At 58.8% G+C, this 15,772-nt stretch carries 14 protein-coding genes; 12 read left to right on the forward strand and 2 right to left on the reverse strand.

Going from position 1 to position 15,772, the window contains the following annotated elements:
• Positions 1 to 39: 39 nt before the first annotated feature.
• The 11 genes from BK667_RS28450 to BK667_RS28500 all read left to right on the forward strand — a co-directional run bounded on the left by BK667_RS28450 (position 40) and on the right by BK667_RS28500 (position 14,151).
• On the forward strand, positions 40 to 2,844 hold the full coding sequence (locus BK667_RS28450; RefSeq protein ID WP_123599565.1) for an LPS-assembly protein LptD: 2,805 nt from the start codon (positions 40 to 42) through the stop codon (positions 2,842 to 2,844).
• Positions 2,825 to 4,141, forward strand: coding sequence for a peptidylprolyl isomerase SurA (gene surA / locus BK667_RS28455; protein WP_123513039.1), 1,317 nt, complete (start codon positions 2,825 to 2,827; stop codon positions 4,139 to 4,141). Before BK667_RS28450 ends, surA begins: the two co-directional genes overlap by 20 nt.
• On the forward strand, positions 4,138 to 5,127 hold the full coding sequence (pdxA, locus tag BK667_RS28460; RefSeq protein ID WP_123513041.1) for a 4-hydroxythreonine-4-phosphate dehydrogenase PdxA: 990 nt from the start codon (positions 4,138 to 4,140) through the stop codon (positions 5,125 to 5,127). Before surA ends, pdxA begins: the two co-directional genes overlap by 4 nt.
• Positions 5,124 to 5,942 (forward strand): 16S rRNA (adenine(1518)-N(6)/adenine(1519)-N(6))-dimethyltransferase RsmA, encoded by an 819-nt coding sequence (gene rsmA / locus BK667_RS28465; RefSeq protein ID WP_123513043.1) that lies wholly within the window; start codon positions 5,124 to 5,126, stop codon positions 5,940 to 5,942. Before pdxA ends, rsmA begins: the two co-directional genes overlap by 4 nt.
• Before the next feature lie 123 nt (positions 5,943 to 6,065).
• Positions 6,066 to 6,446 (forward strand): Co2+/Mg2+ efflux facilitator ApaG/CorD, encoded by a 381-nt coding sequence (gene apaG / locus BK667_RS28470; RefSeq protein WP_123513045.1) that lies wholly within the window; start codon positions 6,066 to 6,068, stop codon positions 6,444 to 6,446.
• Complete coding sequence (locus BK667_RS28475; protein ID WP_123599566.1) at positions 6,446 to 7,327, forward strand: symmetrical bis(5'-nucleosyl)-tetraphosphatase; 882 nt, start codon at positions 6,446 to 6,448, stop codon at positions 7,325 to 7,327. Before apaG ends, BK667_RS28475 begins: the two co-directional genes overlap by 1 nt.
• A gap of 33 nt (positions 7,328 to 7,360) precedes the next feature.
• Positions 7,361 to 7,690 carry a thiosulfate sulfurtransferase GlpE gene (gene glpE, locus BK667_RS28480; RefSeq protein ID WP_123513049.1) on the forward strand — a complete coding sequence of 110 codons (330 nt, stop codon included), beginning with the start codon at positions 7,361 to 7,363 and terminating at the stop codon, positions 7,688 to 7,690.
• 296 nt (positions 7,691 to 7,986) lie between these two features.
• Positions 7,987 to 9,909, forward strand: coding sequence for a PrkA family serine protein kinase (locus BK667_RS28485; RefSeq protein ID WP_123410542.1), 1,923 nt, complete (start codon positions 7,987 to 7,989; stop codon positions 9,907 to 9,909).
• Positions 9,910 to 10,027: 118 nt separating this feature from the next.
• Complete coding sequence (locus BK667_RS28490; RefSeq protein ID WP_123513051.1) at positions 10,028 to 11,299, forward strand: YeaH/YhbH family protein; 1,272 nt, start codon at positions 10,028 to 10,030, stop codon at positions 11,297 to 11,299.
• Entirely contained in the window at positions 11,296 to 12,858 is a 1,563-nt protein-coding gene (locus BK667_RS28495; protein WP_123513053.1) for a SpoVR family protein, read from the forward strand. Before BK667_RS28490 ends, BK667_RS28495 begins: the two co-directional genes overlap by 4 nt.
• Before the next feature lie 63 nt (positions 12,859 to 12,921).
• A complete protein-coding gene (locus tag BK667_RS28500) occupies positions 12,922 to 14,151 on the forward strand; it encodes a multifunctional CCA addition/repair protein (RefSeq protein WP_123599567.1) in 1,230 nt (409 codons plus the stop codon).
• A 107-nt stretch (positions 14,152 to 14,258) separates the two neighbouring features.
• Here the strand turns inward: BK667_RS28500 and folK are convergent, their stop codons facing one another.
• Positions 14,259 to 14,777: a 2-amino-4-hydroxy-6-hydroxymethyldihydropteridine diphosphokinase gene (gene folK, locus BK667_RS28505; protein WP_123513058.1), complete on the reverse strand. Its 519-nt coding sequence runs from the start codon at positions 14,775 to 14,777 to the stop codon at positions 14,259 to 14,261.
• Entirely contained in the window at positions 14,768 to 15,124 is a 357-nt protein-coding gene (folB, locus tag BK667_RS28510) for a dihydroneopterin aldolase (RefSeq protein ID WP_008051601.1), read from the reverse strand. Before folB ends, folK begins: the two co-directional genes overlap by 10 nt.
• Before the next feature lie 74 nt (positions 15,125 to 15,198).
• Here folB and plsY point away from each other — a divergent pair, with 74 nt between their 5' ends.
• Positions 15,199 to 15,768 carry a glycerol-3-phosphate 1-O-acyltransferase PlsY gene (plsY, locus tag BK667_RS28515; protein WP_123513060.1) on the forward strand — a complete coding sequence of 190 codons (570 nt, stop codon included), beginning with the start codon at positions 15,199 to 15,201 and terminating at the stop codon, positions 15,766 to 15,768.
• The last annotated feature ends 4 nt before the right edge of the window (positions 15,769 to 15,772 follow it).

Genomic DNA, 15,772 nt, shown 5'->3' on the forward strand with positions numbered 1-15,772 from the left:
CCGCGGGCAGATGGCACGCAGGAAGCCCGGACTAATAAGATGGCATTGAAATCCCCCGCGTTTCGTAAAAAATTTCCGTTGTTGGTTACCGGCAGTCTGCTGGCCCTGCAACCCCTAGCCACTTCCTACGTGGTCGCTGCGGAACAGTATGACTGCTCAGTCTCTGCTTCGGGTGCCTGGGACTGTGCGCCCAAGTCGCCGGCAGCTGCATTGCCGCCGCGGCCCGTCCATGACGGCAGCGCAGCAGTCACCGCGAACGGCGAAGCTGTGGCCCCGAACGGCTCCAGCGAAGACACCGGCGCCAAGCCTGTGCTGGTCACTGAGTCCAAGGGCCGCGGTCTGAAGTCCCGTAGCGCAGACTACAGTCACCTCGACTGGGTTCCGCGCGAGAAGCTCACCGCTGCGCAGTTGGCCGAAACCGGTCCTTACTGCTCTGGTTCCTATATCGAACCAATTCGTCCTGGCATGAATGACAAGACGAATAAAAGTGACGCACCGACCTTTATCGGCGCCAAGGCTTCGCGCTATAACACCGAAGATCAGATCGGCACGCTGGCCGGTGACGTGGTATTGCGTCAGGGCAGCATGCAGGCCGAAGCCGACGAGGCCAGCCTGTACCAGGCCGAGAGCCGTGGCGAACTGAGCGGCAACGTCCGCATTCGCGACAATGGCGCACTGATCGTGGGCGACCACGCCGACGTGCAGCTCGACACCGGTGAAGCCAAGGTCGATAACGCCGAATACGTGATGCACAAATCCCGTATCCGCGGTAACGCGCTGTACGCCAAACGTGCCGAGAACGCGATCATCCGCCTCAAGGATGGTACGTACACCACGTGCGAACCGAACAGCAACGCCTGGCAGCTCAAGGGCAACAACATCACCTTGAACCCGGCCACCGGTTTCGGTACCGCGACCAACGTGACACTGCGGGTCAAGGACATTCCGGTCCTGTACACGCCGTACATCTACTTCCCGATCGACGACCGTCGCCAATCCGGTTTCCTGCCGCCGACCATCGGCACCGGCAGCGACACCGGCTTCATGCTGGTCACGCCGTACTACTTCAACCTGGCACCGAACTACGATGCCACGTTATATCCGCGTTACATGGCCAAGCATGGCCTGTTGATGGAAGGCGAGTTCCGCTACCTGACCAAGTCCAGCGAAGGTCAGTTCGGTGCTGCATATCTCAACGATGAAAGCAGCGATCGCGACAAGCAGACCGATGCCGAAAAAACCCGCTACATGTACAACTGGCAACACAAGGGTGGCCTCGACTCGCGTGTATTCACGCAGGTTGACTACACCAAGATCAGCGATCCGTATTACTTCCAGGATTTGCAGACTGACCAGATTGGCGTGAAAACCGCGGACTATGTGAATCAGCAGGGTTCTATCACTTACCGTGGTGACAGCTATACCGCTCGTCTCAATGCACAGTCTTATCAACTGGCGACTGTTTCAAATATCACGCCTTACGATCGCCTACCGCAAATTACGTTCGACGGTGCGCTGCCCTACCATCCAGGTGGCCTTGATTTCGCGTACAACACGGAAATCGTGCGGTTTGACCGGGACTTGAAAACCGGTAGTTACACCAATGAAGACGGAACAGATCCCCAGCCGCGGCTTGATACCAACGTTTTGGGCCTGGCACGAGCAACCGGCAATCGTCTCAACGTAGCACCTGTCGTCAGCTACCCGATGAATACAACCTATGGTTTCCTGAAACCATCGCTTAAATATCAATACACTCAGTACGACTTGGATCTTGATAACAAGGGCAAAGCTGACATTGCCGGCCAAAACGCTGAAGGTGACCGACTCAACGGCACCTACAGCCGCAATCAAAGTCGTGGCGTGCCAATCGCCAGCATCGACAGTGGGCTGTATTTCGATCGCAATACTCAATGGTTCGGCAAGAACTATCGCCAAACCCTGGAACCTCGTCTGTTCTATCTCTATGTACCTGAGGAAGACCAGAAAGACATTCCGATATTCGATACCAGCGAATCTACGTTCAACTATTCGTCCCTATTCCGCGACAACCGCTTCTCCGGTTCCGACCGTATAGGCGACGAGAACAAATTGTCCTTGGGCATTACCAACCGCTGGATCGAAGACAACGGTTTCGAACGTCAACGTATCAGCGTCGGCCAGGCCTTGTACTTCAAGGACCGCGAAGTCCAGTTGCCGGGCATCGACGCGAAAACCCGGGACGATGCGCACTCCAACGTTTCGCCCTACGCGCTGGAATACGAATATCGCTGGAACCGCGATTGGCGTACCACGGCCGACTACAACTGGGATCCGGACAGCCGCAGCCCGCGTTCGGGTAGCGCGATGTTCCACTACCAGCCTGAAGACAACCCGAACAAGGTTATCAACGCCGGTTATCGCTATCGCAATGACCAGGTCCGTTATGACCAGAACACCGGCAAATGGTCGGTGGGCGGTGGTGACTACGGCGTTGAAGGGCAACCTGGCTTCGTGAAGGATTACTACAAGATCAAACAGCACGACTTCTCGGTGATCTGGCCGATCGTGCCGCAATGGAACGCCATCAGCCGCTGGCAGTATGACTACAACCGCAACCGTACCCTGGAAGCCTTCGGTGGTTTCGAGTACGACAACTGCTGCTGGAAACTGCGCCTGATCAACCGTTACTGGGTTTCCTACGACGAGTTCAGTCAAGAAGCCCCGCAAAACGAAAAAGGCGACCATGGCGTCTTCCTCCAAATTGTTCTGAAGGGACTCGGCGGCCTCACCGGCGCCAAAGTAGAGAGCTTCCTCGACAAAGGCATTCAAGGTTATCGTGAACGTGAAGACCAAGCTTTCTGATTGTCTGCGCCCGCTAGTACTGGGCGCGTTGTTCCTGGGTACCGCGGCTAACGCCGCGGTACAGTCCATCGACAAAGTGGTGGCCATCGTCGACAACGACGTGGTCATGCAGAGCCAACTGGACCAACGGGTCCACGAAGTTCAGCAAACCATCGCCAAGCGTGGCGCTGCCGTGCCGCCAACCAGCGTGCTGGATCAGCAGGTACTGGAACGTCTGATCGTCGAAAACCTGCAATTGCAGATCGGCGAACGTTCCGGCATCCGCATTACCGATGAAGAACTGAACCAGGCCGTTGGCACCATTGCCCAGCGCAATAACATGTCGATCGAGCAATTCCGCGCCGCCCTGGCTCACGACGGTCTGTCTTACGACGACGCCCGTGACCAGATTCGTCGCGAAATGATCATCAGCCGTGTACGCCAGCGTCGTGTGGCCGAGCGCATCCAGGTGTCCGAGCAGGAAGTGAAGAACTTCCTCGCTTCTGATCTGGGCAAAATGCAGCTGTCCGAAGAATTCCGTCTGGCCAACATCCTGATTCCTACGCCGGAAAGCGCCAACTCCGACGCGATTCAGGCAGCGGCCAAACAAGCGGATGCGGTGTACCAGCAACTCAAGCAAGGCGCTGACTTCGGTCAGTTGGCAATCGCCAAATCCGCCAGCGAAACCGCACTGGAAGGCGGCGACATGGGCTTCCGCAAAGCGGCTCAATTGCCACCTCCGTTCGATCGCATGCTGAGCACCATGGCGGTTGGCGACATCACCCAGCCAATGCGTACTCCGGGCGGCTTCATCATTTTGAAGATCCTCGAGAAACGTGGCGGCGAGACGCAGATGCGTGACGAAGTGCATGTGCGTCACATCCTGGTCAAACCAAGCCCGATTCGCGACGAAGAAAAAACCAAGGCCCTGGTTCAATCGCTCTACACCCGTATCGAAGCGGGCGAAGATTTCGGCGAGCTGGCGAAAAGCTTCTCGGAAGATCCGGGTTCTGCCCTCAACGGCGGCGACCTGAACTGGATCGACCCGAATGCACTGGTTCCTGAGTTCCGCGAAGTGATGGCCAAGACCCCACAAGGTCAGCTGTCCAAGCCGTTCAAGACCCAATATGGCTGGCACGTCCTGGAAGTCCTTGGCCGTCGCGCCACTGACAGCACCACCCAGGCCCGTGAGCAGCAAGCGATGACCGTACTGCGTAACCGCAAATACGACGAAGAGCTGCAAACCTGGCTGCGTCAGATCCGTGACGAAGCGTACGTAGAGATCAAACTCCCTGGTGCAGACCAGGCAGCGCAGTGAAACCCAAGCGTTTCGCGCTGACACCCGGTGAACCGGCCGGCATAGGTCCTGACCTGTGCCTGCTGCTCGCCTCGCAAGCCCAGCCACATCCCCTGATTGCCATTACCAGCCGCGACCTGCTCATCGAGCGGGCCGCGCAACTGGGCGTGGTCGTCGACCTGTTGCCGGTCACCCCGGACCACTGGCCGGATATCCCTGCGCCAGCCAACAGCCTGTACGTCTGGGATACTCCGCTCAACGCCAAGGTCACCGCCGGGCAACTGGACAAGGCCAATGCGGCGTTTGTCCTGGAAACCCTGACCCGTGCCGGCCAAGGCTGCATGGACGGGGATTTCGCCGGGATGATCACTGCGCCGGTGCACAAGGGTGTGATCAATGAATCCGGGATCGCCTTTTCCGGGCATACGGAATTCCTCGCTGACCTGACCCATACCGCACAAGTAGTGATGATGCTCGCCACCCGCGGATTGCGCGTGGCCCTGGTCACCACTCACCTGCCCCTGCGCGAGATTGCCGATGCAATCACCCCGGAGCGTCTGGAACGGGTCACGCGGATTCTGCACGCCGACCTGCAAGAAAAATTCGGCATTGCCCAGCCACGTATCCTGGTATGTGGGCTCAACCCCCACGCCGGTGAAGGCGGACACCTGGGCCATGAAGAAATCGACATTATCGAACCTACATTAGAGCGCCTGCGCGGCGAAGGCATGGACCTTCGTGGTCCCCTGCCCGCCGACACTCTGTTTACCCCCAAATATCTGGAGCACTGCGACGCGGTGCTGGCGATGTACCACGACCAGGGCCTGCCGGTGCTGAAGTACAAAGGCTTCGGCGCGGCAGTCAACGTGACCCTCGGCTTGCCGATCATCCGCACATCGGTGGACCACGGCACAGCCCTGGACCTGGCCGGTAGCGGCAAAATCGACACCGGCAGCCTGCAAGTCGCCCTGGAAACCGCCTACCAGATGGCCGAGACCCGTTTATGACCGAGCATTACCAACACAAGGCGCGCAAACGCTTTGGCCAGAACTTCCTGCACGATGCCGGCGTTATCGACCGCATCCTGCGCGCCATCCGTGCCAAGCCCGAAGACCGCCTGCTGGAGATCGGCCCGGGCCAGGGCGCGCTGACTCAAGGCCTGCTCAACAGCGGCGCGCAATTGGACGTGGTGGAACTGGACAAGGACCTGATCCCGATCCTCAACCAGCAATTCGCCGGCAAGGACAACTTCAACCTGCACCAGGGCGACGCGCTGAAGTTCGACTTCAACAGCCTGAACGCCGCGCCGAACAGCCTGCGTGTGGTCGGTAACCTGCCGTACAACATCTCCACTCCGCTGATTTTCCACCTGCTGAACAACGCCGGCATCATTCGCGACATGCACTTCATGCTGCAAAAGGAAGTGGTCGAGCGTCTGGCGGCGGGCCCTGGCGGTGGTGACTGGGGTCGTCTGTCGATCATGGTTCAGTACCACTGCCGGGTCGAACACCTGTTCAACGTCGGACCTGGCGCGTTTAATCCGCCGCCGAAAGTCGACTCGGCCATCGTGCGCCTGGTGCCCCACGATGTACTGCCGCACCCGGCGAAGGATCACAAGCTGCTGGAGCGCGTCGTGCGCGAAGCCTTCAACCAGCGCCGCAAGACCCTGCGCAACACCCTCAAGTTGCTGCTGAGCAACGATGAGATCGAAGCCGCCGGTGTCGATGGCAGCCTGCGTCCCGAGCAGCTCGACCTGGCTGCCTTCGTGCGTCTGGCCGACAAGCTCAGCGAACAAGTCCTGCAGGCGCCCGCCGCCGACTGACAGCCGATGAGCGTGATCGGGTAGGACGCCAGACGCGATGTCTGGTTTACTACCCGATACTTGGCCTAGACTGAACCCCATCAGTTACGCCCCGCGTCCCGCTTCGTTTTTAAGGCCTCTTGCATGTCCGATCCCCGTTATCAGGTCGACGTCAGCGTCGTCACTCGCTATCTGGCAGAACAATCGCAACCCGAGCACAACCGCTTTGCCTTCGCCTACACCATCACCGTGCACAACAATGGCGAGCTACCGGCCAAGTTGCTGTCGCGGCACTGGGTAATCACCGACGGTGACGGACATGTGGAAGAGGTTCGCGGTGCTGGCGTCGTGGGTTTGCAGCCGCTGATCCAGGCCGGTGAAAACCACACCTACAGCAGCGGCACGGTGATGACCACCCGGGTCGGAACCATGCAAGGTACCTATCAGATGATCGCCGATGACGGTAAGCACTTCGATGCCGTCATCGCGCCATTCCGCCTGGCGGTGCCCGGAGCCCTGCACTGATGGCGACGTATGCTGTCGGCGACCTGCAAGGCTGCCTCGAACCGCTGCAATGTCTGCTCAAGCAAGTAGCCTTCGACCCTGCCCGGGACACACTGTGGCTGGTGGGCGATCTGGTCAACCGTGGCCCGCAATCCCTGGAAACCCTGCGCTTCCTCTATAGCATCCGCGAATCGCTGGTGTGCGTGCTCGGCAACCACGATCTGCACTTGCTGGCGGCCGGGCATAACATCGAACGCCTGAAGAAAAACGACACCCTGCGCGAGATCCTCGAAGCGCCTGATTGTGCGGAACTGCTGGAGTGGCTGCGTCAGCAAAAACTCATGCACTACGACGAACAGCGCGATATCGCCCTGGTGCATGCCGGCATCCCGCCACAATGGTCGCTGCGCAAAGCCTTGAAGTGCGCCGGCGAAGTCGAAGCCGCCCTGCGCGACGACAACCTGTTCCCGCCCTACCTGGACGGCATGTACGGCAATGAGCCGACCAAGTGGAACAGTGAACTCACCGGCGTGGATCGCTTGCGGGTGATCACCAACTATTTCACCCGCATGCGCTTCTGCACCAGCGAAGGCAAACTCGACCTCAAGGGCAAGGAAGGCGTCGACACTGCGCCGCCGGGTTACGCCCCGTGGTTCAAGTACAAGGAACGCAAGACCAAAGGCCTGAAGATCATCTTCGGTCACTGGGCGGCCCTTGAAGGTAAATGCGACGAGCCAGGCATTTTCGCCCTCGACACTGGTTGTGTCTGGGGCGGTGCGATGACCCTGATGAACGTCGACACCCTTGAGCGCCTGAGCTGCAAATGCGACGAGCAGGGCCACGCCGAGCCGTCAGTCGCCCCACTTATTCCCGAACAAACGTCAGCCAGCGCCCAGCGCTAGACTGCGCTTTCAGCCGAGCCACAGGAGCCCGCCATGAGCGAATTCAAACGTATCCCCCCAGAACAGGCCCAGGTCCTGCGCGAACAAGGCGCAGTGGTGGTCGATGTCCGCGATCCGCAAACCTATGCCGCGCTGCACATCGCCGGCTCCAGGCATCTGGACAATCATTCGATTTCGGATTTCATCCGTGCCGCCGACCTTGATGCACCGACGGTAGTGGTCTGCTATCACGGCAATTCCAGCCAGAGCGCAGCGGCGTACCTGATCAGCCAGGGCTTCTCCGACGTCTACAGCATGGATGGCGGTTTTGAGCTGTGGCGCACCACTTACCCCGCGGAAACTGCGCAAGGCACTTGCGAATAATTTTTTTGTAACGTGCAAGCCCCGGCCCCCGTGGGCTCGCGCGGTGGCAGACGAACGGTCTGCCACAACTAATTACGTATCTCGCCTTTACCTCCCGAATAAGCAACTATCCTTAAGCGCAGGCCATCCAAAACAGGGGAGAGCCGGTACACCGGCGCGCGGGTCATCGGGAGTAGCTTTCGGGGTAGTCAGCTTCGAAAGAGTTCTGGGGGGTAAACAGCAACTGACTATTCGGTTGCTGCCAGCATCGACTGAGTGATCCGGCGTCGGCTCCACGTATCGAGCGAGGTGACGTCATGAGTATCTTTAGCCACTTCCAACAACGCTTCGAGTCCACACGCCAGGAAGAACTCTCGCTGCAAGAGTACCTGGAGCTGTGTAAAAAGGACCGCAGCGCCTACGTTTCCGCCGCCGAGCGTCTATTGCTGGCCATCGGTGAACCGGAGCTGCTCGACACCTCGGCCAACTCGAGACTGTCGCGAATCTTTTCCAACAAGGTGATCCGCCGCTATCCGGCCTTTGAAGACTTCCACGGGATGGAAGAATGCATCGACCAGATCGTGTCGTATTTCCGCCATGCCGCTCAGGGCCTGGAGGAGAAGAAACAAATCCTCTACCTGCTCGGTCCCGTCGGCGGCGGTAAATCGTCCCTGGCCGAAAAGCTTAAACAGCTGATCGAGAAAGTACCCTTCTACGCGATCAAGGGCTCACCGGTTTTCGAATCGCCCCTGGGTCTGTTCAACGCCACTGAAGATGGCGCGATCCTCGAAGAAGACTTCGGCATTCCCCGGCGCTACGTCAACACCATCATGTCGCCATGGGCCACCAAACGCCTGGCCGAATTCGGCGGTGACATCAGCCAGTTCCGGGTGGTGAAACTGTATCCGTCGATCCTCAACCAGATCGCCGTGGCCAAAACCGAACCAGGCGATGAAAACAACCAGGACATCTCGGCGCTGGTAGGTAAGGTCGATATCCGCAAACTCGAAGAGTACCCACAGAACGACGCCGACGCTTATAGCTACTCCGGTGCGCTGTGCCGGGCCAACCAGGGCCTGATGGAATTCGTCGAAATGTTCAAGGCACCGATCAAGGTGCTGCACCCATTGCTGACCGCCACCCAGGAAGGCAACTACAACAGTACCGAAGGCCTGGGCGCGATTCCGTTCACCGGGATCCTGCTGGCTCACTCCAACGAATCGGAGTGGCACACCTTCCGCAACAACAAGAACAACGAAGCGTTCATCGACCGGATCTACATCGTCAAGGTTCCGTACTGCCTGCGGGTCAGCGACGAAGTGAAGATCTACGACAAGTTGCTGTTCAACAGTTCGCTGGCCAAGGCCCATTGCGCGCCCGACACCCTGAAAATGCTCGCCCAATTCACCGTGCTCTCGCGTCTCAAAGAGCCGGAAAACTCGAACATCTACTCCAAGATGCGCGTGTATGACGGCGAGAACCTCAAGGACACCGATCCAAAAGCCAAGTCGATTCAGGAATACCGCGACAACGCGGGCGTCGACGAAGGCATGAACGGTCTCTCGACCCGGTTCGCGTTCAAAATCCTGTCGAAGGTCTTCAACTTCGATCCGCACGAAATCGCCGCTAACCCGGTACACTTGCTCTACGTGTTGGAACAGCAGATCGAACAGGAACAATTCCAGGCCGAGACCCGCGAGCGCTACTTGCGTTTCCTCAAGGAATACCTGGCACCGCGTTATATCGAGTTCATCGGCAAGGAGATCCAGACCGCCTACCTCGAGTCTTACAGCGAGTACGGCCAGAACATCTTCGACCGCTACGTGCTGTACGCCGACTTCTGGATCCAGGACCAGGAATACCGCGACCCGGAAACCGGCGAAATCCTCAACCGCGTGGCGCTGAACGAAGAACTGGAGAAAATCGAAAAACCGGCCGGCATCAGCAATCCGAAGGATTTCCGCAACGAAATCGTCAACTTCGTGTTGCGCGCCCGGGCCAACAACAACGGCAAGAACCCAACCTGGCTCAGCTACGAAAAACTGCGGGTGGTTATCGAGAAGAAAATGTTCTCCAACACCGAGGACCTGCTGCCGGTCATCAGCTTCAATGCCAAGGCCAGCAAAGAGGACCAGCAGAAGCACAACGACTTTGTCACAAGGATGGTGGAGCGCGGCTACACCGACAAACAGGTACGGCTTCTTTCAGAATGGTACCTACGGGTCCGGAAATCGCAGTGACGCAGCAGCAAGCTCCAAGCTGCAAGCGACAAGAGAGAAGCGCATAAGCCCTGATATCCGGGCAACTGCTTCTTCTTGCAGCTTGCAGCTCACAACTTGAAGCTGCCCGGAGGGCCCTATGAGCTATGTGATCGACCGACGTCTCAATGGCAAGAACAAGAGCACGGTGAACCGCCAGCGGTTCCTGCGGCGTTACCGTGATCACATCAAAAAGGCCGTCGAAGAGGCGGTCAGCCGGCGTTCCATTACCGATATGGAACATGGCGAACAGATCAGCATTCCCGGTCGCGACATCGACGAACCGGTGCTTCACCACGGCCGCGGCGGCAAGCAAACCGTCGTGCACCCTGGCAACAAGGAATTTACCAGCGGCGAACACATCGCCCGGCCGCCCGCAGGTGGTGGCGGCAGAGGCCCCGGCAAGGCCGGCAACTCCGGCGAAGGGATGGACGAGTTCGTCTTCCAGATCACCCAGGAGGAATTCCTCGAGTTCATGTTCGAGGACCTCGAATTGCCGAACCTGGTCAAACGCAACCTGACCGGCACCGACACCTTCAAAACCGTTCGCGCAGGCATCAGCAACGAGGGCAACCCGTCGCGGATCAACATCATCCGCACCTTGCGCTCGGCCCACGCCCGGCGCATTGCCCTGTCCGGCAGCAGCCGCAAGCGCTTACGCGACGCCAAAGAGGAACTGGCCCGACTCAAACGGGAAGAGCCGGACAACTTCGGCGATATCCAGGAAATCGAAGCGGAAATCGAGAAACTCAGCGCACGGATTCACCGGGTGCCGTTCCTCGATACGTTCGACCTCAAGTACAACTTGCTCATCAAGCAGCCCAATCCCAGCTCCAAAGCGGTGATGTTCTGCCTGATGGACGTGTCCGGCTCGATGACCCAAGCGACCAAGGACATCGCCAAGCGCTTCTTTATCCTGCTGTACCTGTTTCTCAAGCGTAACTACGACAAGATCGACGTCGTGTTCATCCGCCACCACACCAGCGCCCGGGAAGTGGATGAGGAAGAGTTTTTCTACTCACGGGAAACCGGCGGCACCATCGTCTCCAGCGCGTTGAAACTGATGCAGGAGATCATGGCCGAACGTTATCCGAGCAATGAGTGGAACATCTATGCCGCCCAGGCTTCCGACGGCGACAACTGGAACGATGACTCGCCGATCTGCCGCGACATCCTGATCAACCAGATCATGCCGTTTGTGCAGTACTACACTTACGTTGAGATCACCCCGCGCGAACACCAGGCCTTGTGGTTCGAATACGAACGCATCGCCGAAGCCTTCTCTGACACTTTTGCCCAGCAGCAACTGGTCTCGGCCGGAGATATCTATCCGGTCTTCCGTGAACTCTTCCAGCGCAGGTTAGTGACATGACCGCCAAAGAGCAGAAGCGCCAACCCATTTCCACCGGCTCCGAATGGACATTCGAGCTGATCCAGGCCTACGACAAGGAAATCAGTCGCCTGGCGGCCCGTTATGCCCTGGATACCTACCCCAACCAGATCGAAGTGATCACCGCCGAGCAGATGATGGATGCCTACGCTTCCGTCGGCATGCCCTTGGGTTATCACCATTGGTCCTACGGCAAACACTTCCTAAGCACCGAGAAATCCTACACCCGCGGCCAGATGGGCCTGGCCTACGAGATTGTGATCAACTCGGATCCATGCATCGCCTACCTGATGGAAGAAAACACCATCTGCATGCAGGCACTGGTGGTGGCTCATGCCTGCTATGGCCACAACAGCTTCTTCAAGGGCAACTACCTGTTCCGCACCTGGACCGATGCCAGTTCGATCATCGATTACCTGGTGTTCGCCAAGCAGTACATCATGCAGTGCGAAGAGCGCCACGGTATCGACGCGGTGGAAGACCTGCTCGATTCCTGCCACGCCCTGATGAACTACGGCGTTGACCGTTACAAACGTCCCTACCCGATTTCCGCCGAAGAAGAACGCCGGCGGCAGAAGGATCGCGAAGAGCATCTGCAGAAACAGATCAACGACCTGTGGCGCACCATTCCAAAAGGCGCGGACAAGTACAGCGACAAGGACAACGCACGCTTCCCCGCCGAACCGCAGGAAAACATCCTGTACTTCATCGAAAAACACGCGCCGCTGCTGGAGCCTTGGCAGCGGGAAATTGTGCGGATCGTGCGCAAGATCGCCCAGTATTTCTACCCGCAACGCCAGACTCAGGTGATGAACGAAGGCTGGGCGACGTTCTGGCACTACACGCTGATGAACGACCTGTACGACGAAGGCCTGGTCACCGACGGCTTCATGATGGAGTTCCTGACGTCCCACACCAGTGTGGTCATGCAGCCAGGTTTCGACAGCCCCTATTACAGCGGCATCAACCCCTACGCCTTGGGCTTTGCCATGTATCGAGACATTCGGCGCATGTGTGAACACCCGACCGAGGAGGATTACCGCTGGTTCCCGGAAATCGCCGGTACCGACTGGCTGTCGAGCATCAAGTTCGCCATGAGCAGCTTCAAGGATGAGAGTTTCATCCTGCAGTACCTGTCGCCTCAGGTGATCCGCGACTTGAAGTTGTTCAGCATTCTTGATGACGACCAGAAGGACGACCTGCTGGTCCCGGCCATTCACGACGAACCCGGCTACCGGACCATCCGTGAAACCTTGGCGGCCCAGTACAACCTGGGCAACCGCGAACCCAACGTGCAGATTTACAGCATCGACCGACGTGGCGACCGCTCCCTGACCTTGCGTCACCAGCAGCACGACCGCAAACCGCTGGGCGAGTCCACCGAGGAAGTGCTCAAGCACCTGCACCGGCTCTGGGGCTTCGACATCCACCTGGAAACCCTGCAAGGCGACCAAGTGATGAAAGTCCATCACGTTCCGCCCAGAAGCGAGCACGCCGAGGGGGATTACGGTCGGCTCGACCTGGCTGTCATTCACCTTTGATTCTGTTTTCGCCTCCGGAAGTTCGACGCAACGGTTATTCTGTCGAGCTAACGGAGGTTTTTTATGCAGATTTATAAAGTCGGCGGCGCCGTACGCGATCGCCTGCTGGGCAAGCCTGTCACCGATATCGACTGGGTCGTGGTAGGCGCCACCACCGAAGAAATGCTCGCCAAGGGCTATCGCCCGGTGGGCTCGGACTTCCCGGTTTTTCTTCACCCTAAAAGCGGTGAGGAATATGCCCTCGCCCGCACCGAACGCAAAAGCGGACGCGGTTATGGCGGCTTCACCTTCCACGCCAGCCCTGAAGTGACCCTCGAAGAAGACCTGATTCGCCGCGACCTGACGATCAATGCCATGGCCGAAGACTATCAGCAGAACCTGACCGACCCTTACCATGGGCAGCGGGATCTTGAAGCACGCCTTCTTCGCCACGTTTCCCCCGCGTTCGCCGAAGATCCGCTCCGGGTTCTGCGTGTTGCCCGCTTCGCCGCGCGCTATGCAGGGCTGGGTTTTACCGTCGCACCAGAGACGCTGGAGCTGATGCGCCAGCTCAGCGATTCCGGTGAACTGGAGGCGTTGACGGCTGAACGCAGCTGGAAGGAAATTTCCCGCGCCCTGATGGAAGATCACCCACAGGTATTCATCGAAGTCCTGCGTGCGTGCGATGCGCTGAAAGTGCTAATGCCGGAAGTCGATGCACTGTTCGGCGTGCCGCAGCCCGAAGCCCATCACCCGGAAATCGACACCGGCGTGCACACCTTGAGCGTGCTGGAACAAGCGGCGCTGTACAAACAGCCGCTAACGGTGCGCTGGGCGTGTCTGCTGCATGATTTGGGCAAAGGCCTGACTCCGAAAGAGGAATGGCCTCGGCACATCGCCCATGAGCACACGGGCCTGAAACTGATTAAAGCGGTCAACGAACGATTCAAGGCACCGAAGGATTGTCAGGAATTGGCATTGCTGGTCGGCCAGTTTCACACCCACGGGCATCGAGCCCTGGAGCTGAAGCCGTCGACGTTGCTGGAGTTGTTGCAGAGTTTTGATGTCTACCGGCGACCGCAGCGATTCGAGGAGTTTATTGCGGCGTGCGAGATGGATGCCCGCGGGCGCAAGGGCCTGGAGCAGAGAAGTTATCCACAGGCGGATTATTTGCGCGGAGCTGCAAATGCAGCGCGGGGTGTGGCGGTGCAGCCGTTGTTGGAGAAGGGATTCAAGGGGCCGGAGCTGGGAGAGGCGATCAAGCGTGAGCGGCTTAAGGCGCTGAAAGCGTACAAAGAGGCTGCGTCTGCCTGAAAAGCTTCGCGGGCAAGCCTCGCTCCTACAGGACGGAGTCGCTTACACAATGTGCAAACGACTCAAATCCGTAGGACCGAGGCTTGCCCGCGAAGGCGTCATCCGCTTCACAACAAATCTGAAGGCGTCAACGGCTGCCCACGCCACTCGAACCCCACCGGCGCCAACACCTGATCAATCTGCGCTTCACGCCATAAGGTCGCAAAGCTTTTGCCCACACCCGGATGCACCCGGTCCGGCGCAATCAGCGACAACGGCCACAGCACGAAGGCATTTTTCAGGATCTCTGCCCGGGGCAGAATCAACCCATCAAAGTTGCCCACCAGATCGCCGAACAACAACACATCGATATCCAGCGGCAAACCCTTGCGATCCGGCGCATAACGGCCGTTGTCCGCCTCGATGAATTTCAGTCGGCGGTCCAGCTCCATCAGCGGCAGATCAGTGAAGGCCGACACCACGAAATTGAAGAACGGACCGCTCTTGATCCCCACTGGCTGACTTTCGAACACCGCCGAGCAACGGATATCCACCAGAAACCCCGCCAGGGCTTCCAGGCCAGCCTGCAAATGGGTTTCGCGCTCGATATTGCTACCGAGCCCGAGGTACACCTGAGTCAGCGACATCCGCGCTCGATCTCCACGCCCACGCCGCCGGTGGCTGCCGGGACCGCGCCTGGCTTGGTCAGCTTGAGGCGCATCCAGGTGATCTTGAATTCGCTCATCAGGACTTCAACCAAACGCTCGGCAAAGGTCTCGACCAGTTGGAACTGCGCCTGCTCGGCGAACGCCTGGATACGAGACGAAACGCTCGCGTAGTCGAGCGCCAGGGTCAGGTCGTCACCCGCTGCTGCCGGGCGATTGTCCCAAGCGAAGCTCAGGTCAAGTCGCAGACACTGGCGGATGCCTCGCTCCCAGTCGTAGGCACCAATCACGGTGTCGACTTCCAGGCCCTCGATAAACACTCTGTCCAAGCACTTTTCTCCGCTGCACGACAAGGGCGCGATGCGCCGTTAGAATCAGGGCGTCCTCGCCCGGAATAGTTAGCATGTTTTGGTTATTGGCGACCTTCGCCTACCTGCTCGGCTCTCTGTCCTTCGCCATTTTGCTCAGCCGCCTGACGGGTAACCCCGATCCGCGAATGAGTGGCTCGGGCAATGCCGGCGCCACCAACATGTTGCGCCTGGCCGGCAAAAAACTCGCCGTCCTGACCTTGCTCGGGGACCTGTGCAAAGGCTTGTTGCCCGTACTGATCGCCGCTGTTGCCGGCCTTTCGCTGCAAGAACAGGCCTGGATCGGCGTTTGTGCCGTCATCGGTCATCTGTTCCCGCTGTACTTCCGCTTTCGCGGCGGCAAAGGTGTCGCCACCGCCGCCGGCATGTTGCTGGGCCTTTACCCGCCAGCGGCTCTGCTGGCGGTCTGCGCCTGGCTGCTGACGTTCTACCTGACCCGCACCAGCTCACTGGCGGCGCTGATCGCCACACCGCTGACCCTGCCATTGCTCGCCTGGCAAGAGCCGGCGGCACTACTGCCGATGAGCGCACTCACGGCGCTGATCGTCTGGCGACATCGCGGCAATCTACGCGACCTGTTTGCGGGGCGCGAACGGCATTTTTAAATAC

It is taken from the genome of Pseudomonas frederiksbergensis (genome assembly GCF_003732705.1).
Classification (GTDB): Bacteria; Pseudomonadota; Gammaproteobacteria; order Pseudomonadales; family Pseudomonadaceae; genus Aquipseudomonas; species Aquipseudomonas frederiksbergensis_F.